Below are 19,537 nucleotides of genomic sequence, written 5' to 3' on the forward strand. Positions count from 1 at the left end.
AGCAGTTGATCACCGTCCGGATGATCGGCGGCTTCCGGCGCGGCGGGTCGGTGGACCCGGTAGCGTGCGATCCGTGACGGATGCTGTTGACGCCCGGGTGCTCGGGGTGGTCGCCGAGATGGGGCGTGCCGCGGTGCATGAGGTGGCCGCCAGGCTCGGGATGGACCCCCGTGAGGTGGCGTCGCGGCTGGTCGCGCTGTCGGCGGCGGGGTTGCCGCTGCTGGTGGGAGTCGAGTGCGACCCGAACGGCATCCGCGCCGCGCTGGCCCGGATGGGCGGCGGGGTGCAGGGCACGCCGTCCGGGGTCTATCCGCCGCCGCAGGGGTATCCGCAGCAGTTTCCTGGGCCGCACCAGGCGCAGACCGGGCCGCCGAGTCAGCCGTTCCCCGCCCAGCCTTATCCCGGGCAGTTCGGCCAGGGACAGCCGCCGATGCCGGGGCAACCCCAGTACGGCCAGCAGTTCGGCGGCCAAGGCCCGGCCATGGGCCAGCAGGGTCAAGGCATCGGCCAGCAAGGTCAAGGCCAGGTCGGCGGCCCAATGGGCCACCAAGTCCCGAGCTATCCCGGCCAGCCCATGCAGGCCGCACCGAGCCAGCCGGTCCAGGTCGGCCCGCCCAGCCAGCCCTTCCCCGCCGTCCCCGAACCGATCTCCACCTGGGGCCCGCCGCAGAGTTCCTCCTGGGCCCGCGGCGACCAGCCGCCCCAGGACGCCATGGACCGCACCCAGCCCGCCGTGCGCCCCGGCTCCCGGCAAGGGGTCGCCGGATCGACGCTGGAGACGGAGGGGTTGGAGGGCGAGCGGATCGCGATCCAGCTCGTCGAGGTCGTCGACCCTGCCGACTACCTGTTCACCGCCGCAGGCTACCGGCTGCAGGAGGGCGAGCGGTCGATCGTCGTGCACACGGAGATGACCAACCGGGGCCCCGTGCACTTCGCGACCCTGCCCGACATGTATCTCGTGCTCGTCACCCCCGAGGGCAAGACGATCTCCAAAGCCCCCGTGTCACTCTCGTCCCGGCCTGCCTACCGGATCGGTGTGGCGCCCGGGGAGACCACGGGCGGACACACCGTCTACGTCGTGCCGGAGGACACCGAGGTGACCGCCGTGCGCTGGAGCCCGCGCCCCGACGAGGAGACGCGGACCCTCACCTGGAAGGTCGAGAACTGAACAGCCGGGAGAACCAGCTCTTCTTCTCCTCGGCCGCGGCCACCGGGATCGGCGACGTCGGCGGCTCGCGGTCGTACACCTGACCGGGGCTCACCCGCACCGTCTCGTCCACGTCATCGGCCGCGACCGCCCCGATCACCGGCGGCGAGGCGCCGTCCTTCATGAACCGCCCGTGGCCGCCCGTGGCGAACGGGTCGCCGTCGTTCGCGCTGTCCCAGTTAGCACCGTTCATCGTTCCCCACCCTCAAGCACCGGACCAACGGTGCCCAAACTAGCCGAGCCACCGGGCTCCGCAGGGGATTTCAGTAGTCGGCGGCGAGTACGTCGAGCGCGGCGGCAAGATCGGCGGGGTACTCGCTGGTGAACTCGACCCAGCGGTTGTCCTCGGGATGGTGGAACCCAAGCGACCGCGCGTGCAGCCACTGCCGGGTCAGGCCGAGGCGCTTGGCCAGCGTCGGGTCCGCGCCGTAGGTCAGGTCGCCGACACACGGGTGGCGCAGGGCCGAGAAGTGCACCCGGATCTGGTGAGTCCGGCCGGTCTCCAGCTTCACGTCCAGCAGGGACGCCGCGCGGAAGGCCTCGATCGTCTCGTAGTGGGTGATGCTGGGCTTGCCGCCCGCCACGACCGCCCACCGGTAGTCGTGGCGCGGGTGCCGGTCGATGGGCGCGTCGATGGTGCCGACGCTCGGGTCCGGGTGGCCCTGCACCAGCGCGTGGTAGCGCTTCTCGACGGTGCGTTCCTTGAACGCGCGCTTGAGCACGGTGTAGGCGTACTCGCTCTTGGCGACCGCCATGACGCCGGTGGTGCCGACGTCGAGCCGGTGCACCACGCCTTGGCGCTCGGCCGCGCCGGAGGTCGAGATGCGGATGCCCGCCGCGGCCAGGCCGCCGATCACCGTGGGGCCGGACCATCCGGGGCTGGGGTGCGCGGCCACGCCGACCGGCTTGTCGACGACCACCACGTCGTCGTCCTGGAAGAGCACGACAAGGCCCTCGACCGGGATCGCCTGGATCTCCACCGGCCGGTCCGGCTCGGGGAGGGTGACCTCGAGCCAGGTGCCCGCCAGCAGCCGGTCGGACTTGCCCGCCGGCCTGCCGTCGACCAGCACGTCACCGTTCTCGGCGAGCGCGGCGACGACGGTGCGGGACAGGCCGAGCAGCTTGGACAGCCCGGCGTCGACGCGCATGCCGTCGAGCCCGTCCGGGACGGGCAGCGTGCGAGCGGTCATGCGGTTTCCTTTTTCGCGGGCTTGGACTTGGCCGAGGTGAGGGTGCCGTCGTAGTCGCGCCCGCGGATCGCCATGAGCACGATCAGGGCACCACCGACACTGATCGCCGAGTCGGCCACGTTGAAGACGGGGAAGACCTCGGCGTTGGGGGCGAAGACCGACACGAAGTCGACCACGTGGCCCTGCAGCACGCCGGGGGCGCGGAAGATCCGGTCGGTGAGGTTGCCCAGCGCGCCCGCCAGGACCAGGCCGAGGCCCAGCGCCCAGCCGGTGGAGCGCAGCTTGGGTAGGATCCAGATGATCGCCACGACGACGCCGAGCGCGACCAGGCTCAGCAGCCAGGTCATGCCGGTGGCCATCGAGAACGCGGCGCCGGGGTTGCGCACGAGCTGCAAATAGACCGCGCCGCCGAGCAGCCGGACCGGGGCCTCGCCCTCCAGCGTGGCCACCGCGATGATCTTGGTCACCAGGTCCACCACGTACACCGACAGGGCCGCGACCAGCAACAACGCCACGCGCCGGGCGGGTGGGGCGCTCACTTCCGGCGGAGTCTCGGAGGTGTCGTGGTCGTCGCCTGGCTCAGTGTTCACCGGTCCATTGTCCACGGCGTGCGTCGACGCCTGGTCAGCACACCTCACGCAGGAACCCGGGCAGGGGTCGGTCGTCCGCGGCCGGGACCCAGCGGCCCTCCACCTCGGCGTAGTCGTAGGCGGGTCCGTCAGCGGCCAGCGAGCGCAGCGCGGCCACGAGTCGGTCGATGTGTTCGGCGGTCGTGCCAAGGCCGATGCTGGCGCGCACGGCCCGCTGCTCCCGCGCCCCCGCGCGGCCCAGGAGCCTGCGGGTGGCGATGTGGGCGCAGAACGCGCCGTCGCGCACGCCGATGCCGTGTTCGGCCGACAGCGCCGCGGCGGCCAGACCAGCGTCGAGGCCGTCGATGCTGAAGCTGAGCACGCCGACCCGGTCCTGCTCGGGGCCGAACAGCTCCAGCACCCGCAGCCCAGGGATGGCCGTCAGGCCCGCGCGCAGCCGCGCGAACAGCGCCCGCTCGTGCGCGGCGACGCCCGCCCAGTCCCGCGCGAGGACCTCGCAGGCCACGGCCAGCGCGTGCACGCCGACGACGTTGGGCGAGCCCGCCTCGTGCCGCTCGGGCACCGCGGTCCAGGCCACGCCGAGCCGGTCGCCCCAGTCCACGACCTGGCGGGTGGCCCCGCCGCCGACCAGGTACGGGTCGGCGGCCTGCAGCCAGTCGGAGCGGCCGATCAGCGCGCCCGCGCCGAACGGGGCGTAGAGCTTGTGGCCGGAGAGCACGACGTAGTCGACGTCGAGCGCCTTGATGTCGACCGGCCGATGCGGCGCGAGCTGCGCGGCGTCGAGCGCGACCCGGGCGCCGTGCCTGCGCGCGACCGCGGCCAGCGCGGCGATCGGCCACACCTCACCGGTGACGTTGGACGCGCCGGTCAGCACCACCAGCCGGGGCCCGACCGGGCACTCGGCGAGCGCGGCGTCGAGGGCGAGCACGGTGTCACCGGCGTGCGGCGGGGTCTCGATCCGACGCACGCGCGGCCCGCGCCACGGCAGCAGGGCGGCGTGGTGCTCGGTGTCGAACAGCACGACCGATGTGCCCTTGGGCAGCGAGCGGGCCAGCAGGTTGAGGCTGTCGGTGGTGTTGCGGGTGAACACGACCGCGTCCGACGAGCGCGCGCCGACGAATTTCCGCAGCGTGTCGCGGGCCTGGCCGTAGACGCTCGTGCACACCTTCGAGGCGAACCCGGCGCCCCGGTGCACGCTGGCGTACCAGGGCAGCAGCTCGTCGACGGCGTCGCGGACGGCGTCCAGACAGGGGGCGCTGGCGGCGTGGTCGAGGTTGGCGTAGGGCACCTCGCGGCCGTCGAGCAGCGGCACGGTCAGCCGGGAGCCGACCACGGAGGGCACGGTGGTCTCACAGGCTTCGGCGACTCGGGCGGTCGGCAGGGCGAGCGTCATGGCTGGCTCCGGGTCCGTGGGACCCCACCGAGGGGTCCGCGCTTGCCCGCTCACACCACGCGACGGGCCGGGTCCTCACCCGGGGCACCCCACCGCGGAGGAGGGTTGCCGTCCAGCTAGCCGGGGCTTGACGCTGGCGCTCATGACCTTGTTCCCGACGCTAGCGCACAAGACACACTCACGCAGCCCCGTCCAAATCTTGGGACTCCAAAGCATTCGACTAGCCGGAACCGGTCTCGCCTTTCCACCGCGCGTAGCGGCCCGCCCGGTCGACCGCGCGGATCCGGGTCTCGGTGGCCGAGCGGACCGCCTGGGTGGTGACCACGAGCACCTGGTCGCCCTCCTGCAGCCGGGTCGTCGGCCCCGGAGTGAAGCCCTTGCCGTCGCGGGCGACCAGGCTGACCGTGGCCCCCGGCGGCAGCCGCAGCTCGGCCAGGTACACGCCGTGCAGCTTGGAGCCGACCGGGATGGTGACCTGCAGCAGCTCGGCGTCGAGTTCGTCGAGGGTGGCCACGTCGACGTCGATCTCCCTGGCGCTGGCGCCGGTGTCCAGGCGCAGCACCTTCGACAGCGTCCGCAGGGTGCCGCCCTGGACCAGGGTCAGCACGATGACGAGCACGAACACCGCGTCGACCAGCTGGTAGGCCCCGTCGACGCCTTGGGACAGCGGGATCATGGCCAGCACGATCGGCACGGCGCCGCGCAGGCCCGCCCAGGAGAGGAAGACCTGTTCTCGCCATGGCACGCGGAACGGGGTCATCGTCAGCAGCACCGACGCGGGCCGGGCCAGCAGCGTCACCACCGCGCCCGCCACCAGGCCGGGCACGATCGCGTCCAGCAGCCGCGCGGGCGACGCGAACAGTCCCAACAGGACGAACAGGCCGATCTGCGCGAGCCAGCCGAGCCCCTCGGCGAACGACAAGGTGTCGGCGCGGTGCGGCAGTTTGGAGTTGCCCAGCACCAGCCCGGCCACATAGGTCGCCAGCAGGCCCGACGCGTGGATGAACTGTCCGGTGGCGAACGCGAGCACGCACACCGCGACCGTGGCCAGCGGGTAGAGGCCGGTCGCGGGCAGCGCGGCCCGACGCAGGGCGTGGGTGCCCAGCCAGCCCAGACCCAGCCCGACCACCGCGCCGACGCCGAGTTCGTAGGTCAATGTCAGCGGCAGCTTCCACGTGATCGGGTCGGACGAGGTGAGCAGCACGACCGCGATGTAGCAGGGTGCGTCGTTGAGACCGGACTCCAGCTCCAGCGACCCGACCAGCCGCCGGGTGACCTTCAGGTTGCGCAGCACGCTGAACACCGCCGCCGCGTCGGTCGATGCGAGCACCGCGCCCCACAGCAGAGCCAGCCGCCAGTCGAACCCCAGGATCCAGTGCAACGCCACTCCGGCGACCCCGACGCTGATCGCGACGGCCACTGTGGACAGTGCGATTCCCGGCCACAGCGCCGGTTTCACCTCGTCCCACCGGGTCGTGAGCCCACCCTCGGTCAGGATCAGCACGAGCGCGGCCAGGCCGAGCGCCTGGGTCAGCTCCGCGTTGGAGAACTCGATGCCCGCCCCGGCTTCGCCGAGCAGCACGCCGATCCCGAGGTAGAGCAGCAACGAGGGCAATCCGACCCGCACGGACACGCGTACCGCCAGCACGGCCATCAGGATCACGGCCGCGCCGATGCCCAGCGCCACGGTCAGATCGGCCACGCGGCCTCCAGGGGTCTGGCGGATATTGGACGCATTCTCCCCTGTCAGCGGCCCGCGCGCGTCTTCCGAAGCCGCGCCGAGACATCTCTCACCCGAGGTCTAGATGATTGATTCCTGACTGTCGCCTGGTATCGGCTGGTCCACGGCGTCGCTGCCAAGGCGCAGGGACAGCGCGCGTACCGGGTGTACGTGGCTGTTCCTGCAACGCGGGCAGCGGCGTCGTGGGCCGGTCGAGACCTGGTGACAGTCAGGAATCAATCATCTAGCAACCGCCGCAGGGTCTCGGCGGCGTCTGGAGGGGCAGGGTCGACGTCGATGACCTTGTCCCGGCCGCGGTCGCCGGTGACGATCTTCACGTCCTGCCCGCGCACGCCGAACGCCTCGGCCACCGCACGGCGCACCGCGTCGTTCGCCTTGCCCTCCACCGCGGGCGCGGCGACGGCGACGACCAACGTGTCGCCCTCGCCCCACCGGCCGCCGACCCGCGCCTTGCGCACACCGGGTTTGACCCGGATACCGAACCGGAACACTAGGAATCCGCCGGAGTCGCGAGCACAACGTGCAGCACATCGTCGACATAGGCCCGCCGGGCCGCGGGCGACTGGGCCAGCGCCCCCGGCGTCGCCCGCATGAGCTGGGTCTGACCCAGGTAGATGGAGTACGCGACCACCGCCCGCCGTCTGGCCTGGGCACGGCCGAACCCGAGTTCGGCGAACTGCGTGGTGAGGTAGCCGAGCCTGCGTTCGGTGACCCTGGAGACCGCCGCCGACACCTTGGGATCCGACGTGGACGCCAGCAGCGCCAGTTCGATCTCCCCGCCCGTGTCGAGCACGGCGCCGAACAGCAGCCGCAGCCGCTCGTGGGCGGTCGCGCCCCGGTCGGCGAAGCTGATCACGGCCTCGGTGTGCTCGCGCTCCCAGCGCGCCAGCGCCGCGTCGAGCAGCGCGTCGCGGGTGGGGAAGTGCCAGTAGAGGCTGCCCTTGGTCGCCCCGACCCTGGCCGCGAGCGGCTCGACGGCGACCGCGGCCGCACCGCCCTCGGCGATGGCGGCCAGCGCGATCTCGGTCCAGTCGTCCTTGGTCCTCCGCTTCGGCACGATCCATACGGTACCGTACAGAAAGAACTATACGGTTCCGTATGGAAGGACTCCTGATGATCCACAATGTGCACCAACGAGAACTCCCGGTCGCCCCAGCGGTCGTCGGTCGCCTGCTGGACGAGATCCAGGGCGCCGACAGCCCGATCTGGCCGGTCGACGCCTGGCCCGCGCTGCGCTTCGACCGCCCGACCGCGGTTGGCGCGGTCGGCGGACACGGCATAGTCCGCTACTCCTGCACCGCCTACCGGCCCGGCCGGATGATCGAGGCCACCTTCGCGCCCGGCTTCCTCATCGAGGGGACCCACACCCTCGACGTGCTCGACGGGCCGACGCCCGACTCGTGCGTGCTGCGCCACGTGATCGCCGCGCGCCCGCGCGGAATGGGCCACCTCGCCTGGCCGCTGGCGATCCGCTGGCTGCACGACGCGCTGCTGGAGGACCTGCTCGACCGGGCAGCGACCTCCGTCGGACACCCGCCCGCCCGCCGCGCGCGGTGGTCGCCGTGGGTCCGATTCCTGCACCGCCGCATGCGAAGCACAGTGGCCGCAAGGGCGTAAGAGGTACACCCGAACGGCCCATCAAGCGTTCCCGCATCACCCGTAAGGCCGCTAGGCCACTTAACGGAAAGTTGCAGTACGCAAGGGCGTGATCATCGGTTTACCATGGTCGAACCGCGGCCCCAGGATCACCCCACCCAGCAAGGAGATGCCCGTCCCCAACCGGGCAACCATATGACCGCACACCGTTGGAGCGTCCTCTCCGCGGCCCGTTTCACCCTGCGTTCCTGGCGCTGGCGCGTCGAGGCGCGCACGCTGGTGGCGGGCCGCACCCTGCACCGACTCGCCGTGCCGCTCGGCCTGGCCGGGCTGACCGCGGCACTGCGGGTCGCCGTCATCGACTCCCCTGCCCAGCCAACGGAAACCCATCACGTCGCCCAGGTGTTCGCCCTCGCCGAGTTAGGGCAGTCACTCGACCCGGGCAGCGCGGTGTCGGCCCCGCTCGCGTGGTTGCAGATCGGCGGTTACGCCGCCGCCACCGACGCCTTCGCCCGGCACGCGGGCGCGTTGGCCGCCGCCCGCGAGCCGATGGTCTTCGCCGCGGCCGCGAGCGCGCTGCTGATCTGGTTGTTCGCCAGGCGGATGGAGTTGTCCCGGTGGACGGCCGCCGCAGCGGTCGTGGTCGTCGCCCTCTCGCCGCTGGCGGTGTCTATGTCGACCACCGTCCGTCCGGAGAACGCCGCGCTGCCCTGGGCGCTGGCCGGACTCGGTCTACTGTGGACACAGAATCGGCACCGGTCACTGGCCCCCGACCTGTGGGCCACCGCGTTCCTGGTGATCGCTGTGATCACCGCCCCGGTGACGCTGGCGCTGGCGCCGGGCGCGGGCTGGCTGATCTGGCGCCGCCGCCGCAAGCGCTTGTCGCTGATGCTCGCCTCGATGTTCGGCATCGGCGTCGGCATCGGCCTTGGCGCCACGGCCGTGCTCGAAGGCATCCACCTGGCCGGGGACGGACCCGCCCCCGCGCACTGGATCGCGCTCGACCCGATCCTGGCCGCCACCGGTGTCTTCGCCGCCGCGGGCGCCCTGTTCTCCTACCGGCTGCGCCCGCTGGCCGTCGGCGTGCTCTCGCTGATCGTGGTCGCGATCATCCCCGGCGGCCCCGGCACGGGCGCGCTGGCGGTGCTGCTGCCGCTGACCGCGCTGCTGGTGGCGGGCACGGTCGAGTGCGGCGTCACCCATCGCGCCCGGATCGGCAGGCACACGCTGGTGCGCCCGTTCCTGGCCCCCACTGTCGCCCTGGCCATGACCGTGGTCGGCTTCGCCGTGCCCGCGTGGATCGGCGGGCACAGCGCCGCCGCGGCGGCCGACCCCGGCCCCAGCGCCGACGCGGCCACCTGGCTGCGGGTGAATCTGCCGGAAACGGTCGTGATGACCGACGAGACGACCTGGGTCGACCTGGTCCGCGGCGGCCGGTCCCGGTCGGTCACCACCCGACCGGCCGAATGCCCGGCCACCTGTCTGGAGCAGTCCTGGCTGCTGCTGACGCCCGCGCTGCGGACCGACCTGACCGCCCACCCGGCCCTGGCCGCCGTCGCCGGTCGCAGCCGACTGGTGGCTGTGTTCGGCGACGGCGCCGAACAGATCGAACTCCGCGTGGTCGAGTAACTCAGCCCAGACCCGCCAGGAACCGACCGGTCACCGCGACGGCGGGCTCCGACGACCCGGCTCCTTCCACCAACACGGCGAACGCCACATCCCCGCGATACCCCGTGAACCAGCCATGGGCCTGCGACCCGTCACCGAACTGGGCCGTACCGGTCTTTCCCGCCACCGCGCCGTACTTGGCCAGCGCCTTGCCGGTGCCGGACGTCACGACCTCCCGCATCATCGCGCGAAGGGCGCCGATCGTGGCCCCGGACGGCGCGCGGTAGCCGGTCTGCACGACGGTGTCGACCGTGGCGAACAGTCTCGGCGTCACCGGCTTGCCCGCCGCTACCGTCGCGCTCATCAGCGCGACGCCGAACGGGCTGGTCTGCACGGTGCCCTGCCCGATGCTGTTCTCCACCTGCTCCGGCGTGCCCGCGGCGGGCTTCACCCGACCGGTCTGGGTGCTGATCCCCGGCACCTCGAAGTTCGCGTCCAAACCGAAGCGCGCGGCCGATGCGGACAGCGCGTCGGCGGGCAGGTCGCCCGCGAGCGCGGCGAAGGTGGTGTTGCAGGACCGGGCGAACGCGGTGCGCAGCGGGCTGTCCGGCAGCCCGAAGCCATCGTTCTTCACGCTGCGGGTGCCGATGGTCTTGCGCTCGGGGCAGGGGAGCACGGTGTCGATCGTCGCCGTGCCCGCGTCCAGCACCGCGGCCGCGGTGGCGATCTTGAACGTTGAGCCGGGCGGATAGAGTCCGTTGAGCGCCTTGGGACTCTCGCCCGCGGCGGCGTTCTGCGCGACCGCCAGGATGCCCCCGGTCGACGGCTGGATGGCGACGAGCATCGCGGGGCCCGACGCCGAGTCCACCGCGGCCTGCGCGGCCTTCTGCGCGGACAGTCCCACCGTCGACTTCAGCGGCTCAGCCGCCTTGGCCTCGGCGCCGAACAGGCTCTCCACCTCGGCACCCGCGTTGACCAGCACGATCCTGGACGACGGCGCGGGCGCGTCGCTCACCGCTTTCTTCATCGCCGGGGTGAGCAGTGGCGCCACCGTGGGGTCGACCGGCCCGGGGGCCGCGCCGATCCACTTCATCAGCGGCTTTCCGTCCTTGTCCAGCACCGCGGCCGCGTCCGGGGTCGAGACCTTGACGTCCAGCGCGAACCCGGGCGCGAGCTTCGGGTGCACGACCGTGGGTTCCCACCGCACCTGCCACTGGTCGCCGCGAACCAGGGTGAACGTGCTCGGATAGACCCATTCCTGCTCACCGAAACCCCAAGCCCACTGGAACGGGACCGCCACCTCCGTGGCGTCCGGCGCGGGCGCGGGCGCCGCCGTCCACGTCGCGGCGATCTTCGCGGGCTTGAGCAGGTTCTTGACGCCCGCCAAAGTCGAGGCGGCGGCCTGTTTGTCGGTCGTCACCGCCGAGGCGGTGGTGAAGTCCTGCGCCGACAGCGCCTTGAGAAACCGCTCCCCCACCTGCGCCGCCGTCAGCGTGGGCTGCGTCGCGTTCTTGGTGGACGCGGCGGCGGGCACCCGCTCCCGTGGGAGCAGCACATAGACAGCGGCACCCAGGCACACGAGCACCGCCAAGGCACCAATGGACAAAATCACGCGTTTGCGCGTGGATGACACGTTGTACCCCCAGTACGACGCGAACTCCCCCGAGGCGCGACAGTCGCGCGAACCCCAGCATGCCAGGACGGCGACCACCCGACCGGGGAACGGCTTTCCTGAAACCAGCTCGTGACGTTACCTACCGACGAGCCGTGTTATAGCCGGATAGACATGAACGTCGTGGCGATCAGGCCGCCGTCGGGCGTGGTGGCGTAGTCCTCGACGGTCCCGACCCGCTTCCACCCGCGCCGCTCGTAGAGCCCTTCGGCGGGGCTGCCGGTGTGGGTGTCGAGGATCAGCAGGGTCCGGTTGAGCTCGCGCGCGGCCTCTTCCAGCGCGTCCAGGAGCTTTCCCGCGCACCCGCGCCCACGGGCGTCGCGGTGCACAAGGAGCTTGGCCACTTCGGCCCGGTGGGTGCCGTTGGGGTTGGCCACCAAGAGCAGCCGCACGGCCCCGACCACCCGGCCGCCGTCGCGAGCCACCCAGGTCAGTGTGTCGGGCTGGGCCAACGCGCCCGACCACCACGCCACCGCCTCGGCCTGGGTCAGGGTGTCGAGGAACCCGACGCTGGCCCCGCCCGCCACGCAGTCGAGCAGGACGTCAGCCAGCCCGTCGACGTCCTGCGCGCTCGCCCTCTCGATCCGCACCCGTGACCTCCCACACTCGATCCGCCGCCACCCTGACCAGCAGGTACAGGACCGCAGCGTTGCACAGGTGCCAGGCGAAGTGAGTGCCGAGGGGTGAACAGCGGGTGTCAGAGCCGCCGCGACACGTGCACCTCGCGGTCGACCACCGGCAGGATCTCCGGCAGATACACCCCCTGGATGGCGTCCAAGTCCCCATGCGCGTCCCAGAGCTCACGGCTCTCCCACCGCTCCACCAGGGTGAACCGCCGCGGATCAGCCTCCGAGTGCAGCGCCTCCCAGCTCACGCACCCTGGCTCGGCCAGACACATCGGCCGCATCCGGGCCAGCGCGTCGGCCACGGCGGGCACGTCCTCGGACTGCTTGACGGTGATGATGACGATCAAATCGAGCATGCTGGTCAGTCTTCCTCAGCGAAGGCCGACGTCGAGAAGTGGCGCCAGGCGAAGACCGTCATCACGACCATGGCCGAGCCCGCCAGCCAGAACGGCGCCGTCACGCCCCAGGCCTTGGCGGTCAGGCCACCGAGCAGGGAGCCGATGGCCGCGCCGCCTATGACCAGCAGGTAGTAGACGCTGCCGACTCGGCCGCGCAGGCGGTCGGGCACGACCCGGTGGCGCACCGACATCGACACCACGCCCCAGATCGCGCCGTGGGCGCCGAAGACCACCAGGGTCGCGCCCGCCAGCCACGCGTCGGAGGTGAGTGCCAGCGCGAAGTGGGTGGCGGTCTCCACGACCAGTCCGATGCGCAGCAGCGCGCCGTCGCCGAGGCGCTTCTGCAGCCGACTCACCGCCGCCGTGCCCAGCAGGCCGCCGACCGCGCTCGCCGCGAGCAGCGCGCCGAAGCCGATCTCCGGCAGGCCGAGGTGTTCGCGCGAGTAGAGCACCAGGATCGAGAACGGACCGAAGAACGTGATGTTCATCAGACACAGACAGACCGCCAGCACCCGGACCAGCCGGTGTGCCCAGAGCCACCGCAGCCCCTCGGCGATCTCCACCCGCAGCGGCCTGCGCTCGACGACCTTGACCGGTTCTGGCCGGTAGCGGATCGACGCCATCAGGGCCGCGGCGACCAGGAAGCCCACCGCGTTGATCCCGAAGGGCAGCGACGCGGCCACGACGAACACCGCGGCACCCACCGGCGGCGCGATCATCAGGTTGCCGACCATGTGCACCGCGCTGAGCCGCGCGTTCGCCCTCGGCAGCAAGTCCTTGTCCACCACCGCCGGGATCATCGCCGACCCCGCGTTGTCCGCGAACGTCTCCGCGACACCGACCAGGAAGAACGCGACGTAGACCAGCGCGACGGTCACGTGGCCGGTCCAGACCGCCACCGCCAGCCCCGCGATCACCGCCGCCCGCAGGATGTTGACCACAATGATCAGCTTCCGCCGGTCGAGCCGGTCGACGTAGGCGCCGCTGATCAGCGAGAACAGCAGCCACGGCAGCTGCTGCACGGCCGCGGCTCCGGAGATCAGCGCCGGGTCGTCGGTCAGCGAGGCGACCAGCAGCGGCCCCGCCGCCAAGGCGATGCCGTCACCGAGGTTGGACGCGGCGAACGCGCCCCAGAGTTTGCCGAAGTCACGACCGAGCCGAGGCCGCGCCGCACGGTCGTCCGAAGCGGATCGGACCGCGCTATCCCCAGCCACGACTCACCCTGAGACCCCCCTAGTAGGACTCAGTCCACTGTGCCACGGGGGTCGGACAGCCTGCGATCGACTTTCTGGCCCTACTGGCCGGTCGTCCTGGCGCCTCGACCAGCGCGGTGCTTGGCCGCGAGAGTGGCGTCGGGGGCGCACCGACCGCACGGGGTGAACCCGAGCTGGCGAGCCTCCGACACCGGCAGCGCGATCGACGGCCGGTTCGCCAGCCACCCGCACTTGACCAGGTGGTAGCGCGGTCGCTCGTCGAGCACCCGCACGTCGGCGGACAACCCGGAGACCACCAACAGGTCGGCCGCGTCGGTTTCCTCCTCGGCGGGCTCGCTGTCGGGATCATCCGCGGTCGAAGCGCCCAGCGGTGGCGTGGGAGCGGTGGACGGCTCCTCCGCGACGGCGAGGACGTCTTCGTCCTCTGGCTCGTCATCGAAGCCAGTGGCGTCGTCGGGGTCGTCGTCGCCGAAGTCGTCCGGCTCCGGCTCGTCGGCCACCTGGGCAGCAGCTGATGGCGCTGCGGCCCGGCGGCGATTACGGAGCCAGTCGAGGACGAGGATGGCGGCGGCCACGACACTGATGCCGACCGAGAGCCATGCCCACAGCGTGTTGGCCGTGGTGAGAGCGGTGATCAGCAACCCGAGAGCGCCGAGCACCAGCAGCAAGACGATATACAGCAACCTTGTGCCCTACTGTCCGGCGGGATGACCCGGCCGTGACTGCCTTGTGGTGTGTCCATGAGCGTTGTCGGGCTATCGGCGGATCCAGGTTTCCGCTGGGCGTGCCGCCGGAATGCCGCTCGTACTGGGTTGTACTTGGGCGTTCCGGCGGTGCGCCCAGCGGGAAGCTGGGCCGTCGAGAGCCCGGCAACGTTCGTGGACACACCGCTAGGTCAGCCCGCTTCCGCGCGCGGGCCGAACGAGTAGCCGCTCTGCTGGCCTGCCCCGCGGCCGCCTTCGCTGGTCGGGGCCGCGGAACCGCGGTCGCCGAGTTCGCGCAGGCTGGACTCGAGGAAGGTCTTCAGTCGGGTGCGGTACTCACGCTCGAAGGTGCGCAGCTCGTCGATCTTCTTCTCCAGCGTGGTGCGCTCCTGCTGCACCGCGCCGATGATCTCGGTGTGCTGCCGCTGGGCATCGCGCTCCAGCGTGGTCGCCTTCTCCCTGGCCTGACGCTCCAGCGTCTCGGCCCTGGTCCGCGCGTCGTTCAGCATGGTCTCGGCGCGCGTACGCGACTCGTTGACCATGGTGTCGGACTTCGCCCGCGCGTCGGAGAGCAGCTGCTCGGACTTGGTCCGAGCCTCGGCCAGCATCCCGTCGGCTTCGGCTTTCGCCTCGCCGGTGAGCCGGTCGGCCATCTCCTGCGCGAGGCCAAGGACCTTGGCGGCCTGCACGTGGTGATCACCGCCGCCCCCGGGACTGGTCTGCTCCAGCGCGCTGGGCGGCGGAACGGGAGTGAGCCGACGCGGCTCCTCGACCCGGGAGGGCGCCACCGTGGGCACGCCGCCGCCGGTCCGAGCGTCGTCGAGGTCGGCGCGAGCCGACTCCAACTGCGCGTCGAGCTGCTCGACCTGCGCGCGCAGGTCGTTGTTCTCCTCGATCAGGCGGGAAAGCTCCACCTCGACCAAGTCGAGGAAGGCGTCCACCTCGTCCTCGTTGTAGCCCCGCTTGCCGATGGGAGGCTTGCTGAACGCGACGTTGTGCACGTCAGCGGGGGTCAACGACATCTGATCACCTCACGCACTCCAGGGCTGCCAAGTACCCAAGTCTCCCCTAAGACCCGGGATACGCCAGTTGCATCAAGATGAACACAACCAGCAGCAGCACCATAATCGATAGGTCCAGGCCTACGCCGCCGATTCGGACAGTCGGTATGAGCCGACGGACCAAACGAACCGGAGGGTCGGTCACTGTGTAGATGGTCTCCAGCGCGACCGCAACCCCACCGGCCGGTCGCCACTCGCGCGCGAAGGTGCGCACAAGCTCGACGACCACCCGGGCGGTCAGCAGCAGCCAGAAGGTGAACAACACCCAATAGACGGCGAGAAGCACTGGTTCCACAGCTCAACTCTGCCATCACTTAGCTTCGGGTGGCGAACCCGCCCTCCGCCAACCGCCGCTTGTCCTCCGCGGTGGGGTCGGCATTGGGGGGTGAGATCAAGAACACTTTGTTCGTGACCTTGTCGATGGAGCCCCGCAGCGCGAACGCGAGCCCGGCCGCGAAGTCGACGAGCCGCTTGGCGTTGGCGTCGTCCATCTCGGTCAGGTTCATGATCACCGGGCGCCCGTCGCGGTAGTGCTCGCCGATGGTGCGCGCCTCGTTGTAGCTGCTTGGGTGCAGCGTCACGACGCGGCCCATCGGGTAGCCGCCCGCCTGCGCGGGGGCTTCGAGCTGACGCGGGCGCGGTGCCGGGTCGCGACGGGCGTCCATCGCGAGCGCACCGTGGGTCTGCGGGTCGGATTGCGCCGTTTGCCCAGCCCAGGCCGGTCGCGGCCGACCGCGGTCGAGCGGCTCGAAGTCGTCGTCGGCGTCCTCGCGGTAGCCCGCGCGCGGGCCGCCGAACCACTTCCGGCGGGCGCCGGGGTAGTCGTCGAAGTCGTCGTCGAGGTACTCGGGACGGCGGCCGTAGGCGCGACCCTCGTAGTCGTCGCCGTCGTAGTCCTCGAGCTCTTCGGCAGGCACCATTCCGAAGTAAGCCTTCAGCTTCTGCAGTGTGCTCATGGCATTCCTCCGCGACTCCCCGTGCGTGGTTCCCACGTGCGCAGTCATGGTTGACCTGTCAAGGGGAGGCTAACCCGCGACCCCCTAGCAGGGCAGTTCCGACACGCACGCACGTCGACCCATGGTCGACCGCTTCTTCGAGATCGTTACTCATGCCGCACGACAGCTCACGCGCCGTGGGATACAGCGCGCGGAGCTGCTGCGCCGCACCGGCAAGACGTTCGAAGGCCGCCGCCGGTTCCATCCCCAGCGGTGCCACCGCCATGATCCCCCGCAATCGGAGTTCACTCGATCGAATTACATGATCCGCAAGGTAATCAAGATCACCCAGGGGGCAACCGCCGCGCGCCGGGTCGCCGTCGATGCTCGCCTGGAGGAGCACGTCGAGTGGCGTGGGCCGATCGGCCGCGGCGTGCGCGAGCGCGTCGGCCAAACGGGTCGAGTCGAGCGACTGGACCTCGTCGGCCCAGTGCGCGACCGACCTGGCCTTGTTGCGCTGGAGCCTGCCGACCATGTGCCAGCGAACCTTCAAATCCGGGCGCAGCACCCTGACCTCGTCGGACTTGGGCGCGGCGTCCTGGTCGCGGTTCTCGGCGAGGTCGAGCACCCCGAGGTCGGCCAGGATGACGGCGTCGGTGGCCGGGAAGGTCTTGGTCACCGCGAGAAGCCGCACGTCAGAGGGGTCGCGCCCGGCCTTGGCGCAGGCCGCGTCGATCCGCTCGCGCACGTCGGCGAGGTTCGCGGCGATCTCGGCGGCGCGGTCGGTCACGGCTCGAACCAGGTGACCGCGGCCAATCGCCCAGTGGTCGATTCCCTGCGGTGACTGAACAGGGTTCGCTCCTCGTTTGTGCACCGCGGGTCGATCCCGATCCGCGCGACCCCGGCGTCGGCGAGCTGGCGCCAGAGCCCGGCGCGCAGATCGAGCCCGGCGGTGCCCTTGCGGGTGCGGCAGGCGCTGCCGGGCAGGTGCTTCTCGACGTCGGTCTGCATCGCCTGCGGCACCTCGTAGCAGTCGCCGCACACCGAGGGGCCGAGCAGCACCTCCACGCGGCCCAGGTCGGCCCCGGCGTCCCGCATCGCGGCCAGCGCCGCGGGCACCACACCGACGCGTGCGCCGACCCGACCGGCGTGCACAGCGGCCACGACCCCGGCTTCGGGGTCGCCGAGCAGGACGGGAACGCAGTCGGCGACGAGCACGACCAAGGCGAGGTTGGGCTCGGCGCTCACCAGACCGTCTGTTGCCTCGACAGGTCCGTCCTGCGGGCCGTTGACGACGGCCACGGATCGGCCGTGCACCTGTTCCATCCAGACGAGCCGCTCGGGCGCCAGCCCCAGCTCGCCGGCCAGCCTGCCCCGGTTCGCGGCGACGGCGGCGGGGTCGTCGCCGACGTGGTCCCCGAGGTTGAACGACTCATAGGGCGCGGCGGACACCCCACCCTCGCGCGTTGTCACCACCCGACGAATCCGCACAAGCACTCCTCAGCGAGACGAACCCCGGCGAAACATCGCCGGGGTTCGTATGGTCTCAACGCTTCACTACCTGCGCATGAACGGGGGGACGTCGACCTCTTCGTCCGGGTCCTCGCCGACCGGGACGGCCCGGCTCGGCAGGCTGCCCTGGGTGCCGCGCACGCCGGGCAGCGACTGCGCGCCCGCCGCGGGCGGTGCCGCCTGGGGGTAGCCGTTGGCCTGCGGGGCCTGGTATGCGCCAGGGTGCTGCTGCACCGGCTGCGTCTGATGCTGCTGCGTCTGATGCTGCTGCACCGGCTGCTGCTGGGGCTGCTGCGTCACCGCGGCGGGCGGACGCTCGGTGGCGGGCGGTGCGACCTGGCCGTGCGTGGCCGTCACCGTGTTGGTGGAGCGGGAGCCCAGGACGGTCGGGTCGAGCTTCTTGTGCGTCGGGGTGCCGCTGTCGAAGCCCGCCGCGATCACCGTGACCCGAACCTCGTCGCCGAGGGAGTCGTCGATGACCGTACCGAAGATGATGTTGGCCTCGGGGTGCGCGGACTCCTGGACCAGCGACGCCGACTCGTTGATCTCGAACAGGCCGAGGTCGGAGCCGCCCGCGATGGCCAGCAGCACGCCGTGGGCGCCGTCCATCGAGGCTTCCAGCAGCGGCGAGTTGATCGCCTTCTGCGCCGCCTGCACCGCGCGGCCCTCGCCGCGGGCCGAGCCGATGCCCATCAGAGCGCTGCCCGCGCCCGACATGACGCTCTTGACGTCGGCGAAGTCGAGGTTGATCAGACCGGGGGTGGTGATCAGGTCGGTGATGCCCTGGACACCGGAGAGCAGTACCTCGTCGGCCGAGCGGAAGGCGTCCATGAGGGAGACGCCCACGTCGCCGAGCTGCAGTAGCCGGTCGTTGGGGATGACGATGAGCGTGTCGCACTCGTTGCGCAGCTCGGTGATGCCGTCCTCGGCCTGCTTGGCCCGCCGCTTGCCCTCGAAGGAGAACGGGCGGGTGACCACGCCGATGGTGAGCGCGCCGAGCTTGCGCGCGATCGAGGCCACGACAGGCGCGCCGCCGGTACCGGTGCCGCCGCCCTCGCCCGCGGTCACGAAGACCATGTCGGCCCCCTTGAGGACCTCCTCGATCTCCTCGCGGTGGTCCTCGGCGGCCTTGTGGCCCACGTCGGGGTTGGCGCCCGCGCCAAGGCCCCTGGTGAGCTCGCGGCCGATGTCGAGCTTGACGTCGGCGTCGGACATCAGCAGCGCTTGCGCGTCGGTGTTCACCGCGATGAACTCGACACCCTTGAGGCCGACCTCGATCATCCGGTTGACGGCGTTCACGCCGCCGCCACCGATGCCGACGACCTTTATCACGGCGAGGTAGTTGTGCGGGGGCGTCATGACGGCCGCCTTCCTGATCGTGTCCTGCATGATGCTGTCCTGGCTCTGGAACTCTCGACCTCAACCAGAGCCTGAGAGTTATGTCAACCCCGGACTACGCAAGGAAGGTAGGCATACCTCGACCGTCGATCCAGCCGCCACGCCGTGCGGCGCCGCGGATGTTCGTCACGGGACGTAAGGCTCACTCCCCGGTCGCGCCGTCGAGCTGCTCCCGGATGATATCCATATGGCCTGCGTGGCGGGCGGTTTCCTCGATCATGTGGATCAACACCCACCGCACATTCACCTGCTTGCCGTCCAGGTAGGTCGCCACGTGGTCCAGCGGGAGACCGGCGACGATCCCGCGGCTGACCGAACATTGCTCTTCGTAGTCGGCGACGAGCGTCGCGACCGTCATGTCGGCGGCGATGCGGAACTCGCCGTCGGGGTCTTCCTCGGTGTACGGGGCGCGGTCGGGCCTGCCGTTGAGCACGACGTCGAACCACCACGCCTCGACCCAGCGCAGGTGCGACAGCAGGCCCGCGACGGTCATCAGCTCCGACGGCAGCAGCACCCGGTGAGCGTCCTCTTCGGACAGTCCGAGTGTCTTGCGCACGACGGTGCCGCGCAGGTAGTCCAGGAACGCGGTGAGCTGGTCGAGTTCGCCGCCGGTGCGGGGAGGATCGATCCGGGAGTCAGTGGCAGTCTCAGTGGAAGTCATGGGCGGAAGTCTCACCGAAGCGGCCCCGGCC

General features: G+C 71.1%; 22 protein-coding genes and 1 riboswitch. Of the genes, 3 read left to right on the forward strand and 19 right to left on the reverse strand.

All coding sequences use genetic code 11. The features are described 5' to 3' along the window. Positions 1–73 precede the first annotated feature (73 nt). Positions 74–1,168 carry an AsnC family protein gene (locus tag BN1701_RS15880; protein WP_231949613.1) on the forward strand — a complete coding sequence of 365 codons (1,095 nt, stop codon included), beginning with the start codon at positions 74–76 and terminating at the stop codon, positions 1,166–1,168. On the opposite strand, the gene BN1701_RS15885 is transcribed toward BN1701_RS15880, so the two are convergent. From BN1701_RS15885 to BN1701_RS15915, 7 genes are all read right to left on the reverse strand, one after another. Continuing rightward, positions 1,146–1,400, reverse strand: coding sequence for a hypothetical protein (locus tag BN1701_RS15885; protein ID WP_054049652.1), 255 nt, complete (start codon positions 1,398–1,400; stop codon positions 1,146–1,148). The genes BN1701_RS15880 and BN1701_RS15885 overlap by 23 nt on opposite strands. A 70-nt stretch (positions 1,401–1,470) precedes the next feature. Then, positions 1,471–2,397, reverse strand: coding sequence for an RluA family pseudouridine synthase (locus BN1701_RS15890; RefSeq protein ID WP_054049654.1), 927 nt, complete (start codon positions 2,395–2,397; stop codon positions 1,471–1,473). Then, complete coding sequence (lspA, locus tag BN1701_RS15895) at positions 2,394–2,987, reverse strand: signal peptidase II (protein ID WP_082859876.1); 594 nt, start codon at positions 2,985–2,987, stop codon at positions 2,394–2,396. The genes BN1701_RS15890 and lspA overlap by 4 nt, the downstream gene beginning before the upstream one ends. Before the next feature lie 34 nt (positions 2,988–3,021). Continuing rightward, complete coding sequence (locus BN1701_RS15900; RefSeq protein WP_054049656.1) at positions 3,022–4,380, reverse strand: aminotransferase class V-fold PLP-dependent enzyme; 1,359 nt, start codon at positions 4,378–4,380, stop codon at positions 3,022–3,024. 33 nt (positions 4,381–4,413) lie between these two features. Then, positions 4,414–4,528: riboswitch (SAM riboswitch) on the reverse strand. Between the two features lie 72 nt (positions 4,529–4,600). After that, positions 4,601–6,082, reverse strand: a complete 1,482-nt coding sequence (locus tag BN1701_RS15905) for a potassium/proton antiporter (protein ID WP_082859877.1) — start codon at positions 6,080–6,082, stop codon at positions 4,601–4,603. A gap of 254 nt (positions 6,083–6,336) precedes the next feature. Continuing rightward, on the reverse strand, positions 6,337–6,612 hold the full coding sequence (locus BN1701_RS15910) for a DUF167 domain-containing protein (protein ID WP_054049658.1): 276 nt from the start codon (positions 6,610–6,612) through the stop codon (positions 6,337–6,339). Next, complete coding sequence (locus BN1701_RS15915; RefSeq protein ID WP_082859878.1) at positions 6,612–7,178, reverse strand: TetR/AcrR family transcriptional regulator; 567 nt, start codon at positions 7,176–7,178, stop codon at positions 6,612–6,614. Before BN1701_RS15915 ends, BN1701_RS15910 begins: the two co-directional genes overlap by 1 nt. A gap of 56 nt (positions 7,179–7,234) precedes the next feature. Here BN1701_RS15915 and BN1701_RS15920 point away from each other — a divergent pair, with 56 nt between their 5' ends. Beyond that, positions 7,235–7,738: a hypothetical protein gene (locus tag BN1701_RS15920; RefSeq protein WP_054049662.1), complete on the forward strand. Its 504-nt coding sequence runs from the start codon at positions 7,235–7,237 to the stop codon at positions 7,736–7,738. 174 nt (positions 7,739–7,912) lie between these two features. Then, on the forward strand, positions 7,913–9,346 hold the full coding sequence (locus BN1701_RS15925) for a hypothetical protein (protein ID WP_054049664.1): 1,434 nt from the start codon (positions 7,913–7,915) through the stop codon (positions 9,344–9,346). 1 nt (position 9,347) lies between these two features. Here the strand turns inward: BN1701_RS15925 and BN1701_RS15930 are convergent, their stop codons facing one another. The 12 genes from BN1701_RS15930 to BN1701_RS15985 form a co-directional block, all read right to left on the reverse strand. Further along, positions 9,348–10,910, reverse strand: a complete 1,563-nt coding sequence (locus BN1701_RS15930; protein ID WP_231949859.1) for a penicillin-binding transpeptidase domain-containing protein — start codon at positions 10,908–10,910, stop codon at positions 9,348–9,350. Positions 10,911–11,095: 185 nt separating this feature from the next. Beyond that, entirely contained in the window at positions 11,096–11,587 is a 492-nt protein-coding gene (locus BN1701_RS15935) for a GNAT family N-acetyltransferase (protein ID WP_082859879.1), read from the reverse strand. Between the two features lie 107 nt (positions 11,588–11,694). Beyond that, positions 11,695–11,979: a putative quinol monooxygenase gene (locus BN1701_RS15940; RefSeq protein WP_054049667.1), complete on the reverse strand. Its 285-nt coding sequence runs from the start codon at positions 11,977–11,979 to the stop codon at positions 11,695–11,697. 5 nt (positions 11,980–11,984) lie between these two features. Then, positions 11,985–13,235 (reverse strand): MFS transporter, encoded by a 1,251-nt coding sequence (locus BN1701_RS15945; RefSeq protein WP_054049669.1) that lies wholly within the window; start codon positions 13,233–13,235, stop codon positions 11,985–11,987. Between the two features lie 80 nt (positions 13,236–13,315). Next, positions 13,316–13,918, reverse strand: coding sequence for a hypothetical protein (locus BN1701_RS15950; RefSeq protein WP_054049672.1), 603 nt, complete (start codon positions 13,916–13,918; stop codon positions 13,316–13,318). A gap of 212 nt (positions 13,919–14,130) precedes the next feature. Continuing rightward, positions 14,131–14,961, reverse strand: a complete 831-nt coding sequence (locus BN1701_RS15955; RefSeq protein WP_054049674.1) for a DivIVA domain-containing protein — start codon at positions 14,959–14,961, stop codon at positions 14,131–14,133. Positions 14,962–15,007: 46 nt separating this feature from the next. Next, the gene (locus BN1701_RS15960) at positions 15,008–15,295 is read right to left on the reverse strand and encodes a YggT family protein (RefSeq protein WP_082859880.1); all 288 of its coding nucleotides are present in this window, start codon (positions 15,293–15,295) and stop codon (positions 15,008–15,010) included. Between the two features lie 19 nt (positions 15,296–15,314). Next, on the reverse strand, positions 15,315–15,956 hold the full coding sequence (locus BN1701_RS15965) for a cell division protein SepF (protein ID WP_054049678.1): 642 nt from the start codon (positions 15,954–15,956) through the stop codon (positions 15,315–15,317). A 58-nt stretch (positions 15,957–16,014) separates the two neighbouring features. Further along, positions 16,015–16,725: a YggS family pyridoxal phosphate-dependent enzyme gene (locus BN1701_RS15970; protein ID WP_054049680.1), complete on the reverse strand. Its 711-nt coding sequence runs from the start codon at positions 16,723–16,725 to the stop codon at positions 16,015–16,017. Then, a complete protein-coding gene (gene pgeF / locus BN1701_RS15975) occupies positions 16,722–17,426 on the reverse strand; it encodes a peptidoglycan editing factor PgeF (RefSeq protein ID WP_054049682.1) in 705 nt (234 codons plus the stop codon). Before pgeF ends, BN1701_RS15970 begins: the two co-directional genes overlap by 4 nt. Before the next feature lie 66 nt (positions 17,427–17,492). After that, on the reverse strand, positions 17,493–18,806 hold the full coding sequence (gene ftsZ / locus BN1701_RS15980; RefSeq protein WP_054055893.1) for a cell division protein FtsZ: 1,314 nt from the start codon (positions 18,804–18,806) through the stop codon (positions 17,493–17,495). Positions 18,807–18,987: 181 nt separating this feature from the next. Then, positions 18,988–19,506 carry a DinB family protein gene (locus BN1701_RS15985; protein WP_054049684.1) on the reverse strand — a complete coding sequence of 173 codons (519 nt, stop codon included), beginning with the start codon at positions 19,504–19,506 and terminating at the stop codon, positions 18,988–18,990. Positions 19,507–19,537: the final 31 nt, after the last annotated feature.

This window comes from Alloactinosynnema sp. L-07, from assembly GCF_900070365.1.
Lineage (GTDB): Bacteria > Actinomycetota > Actinomycetes > Mycobacteriales > Pseudonocardiaceae > Actinokineospora.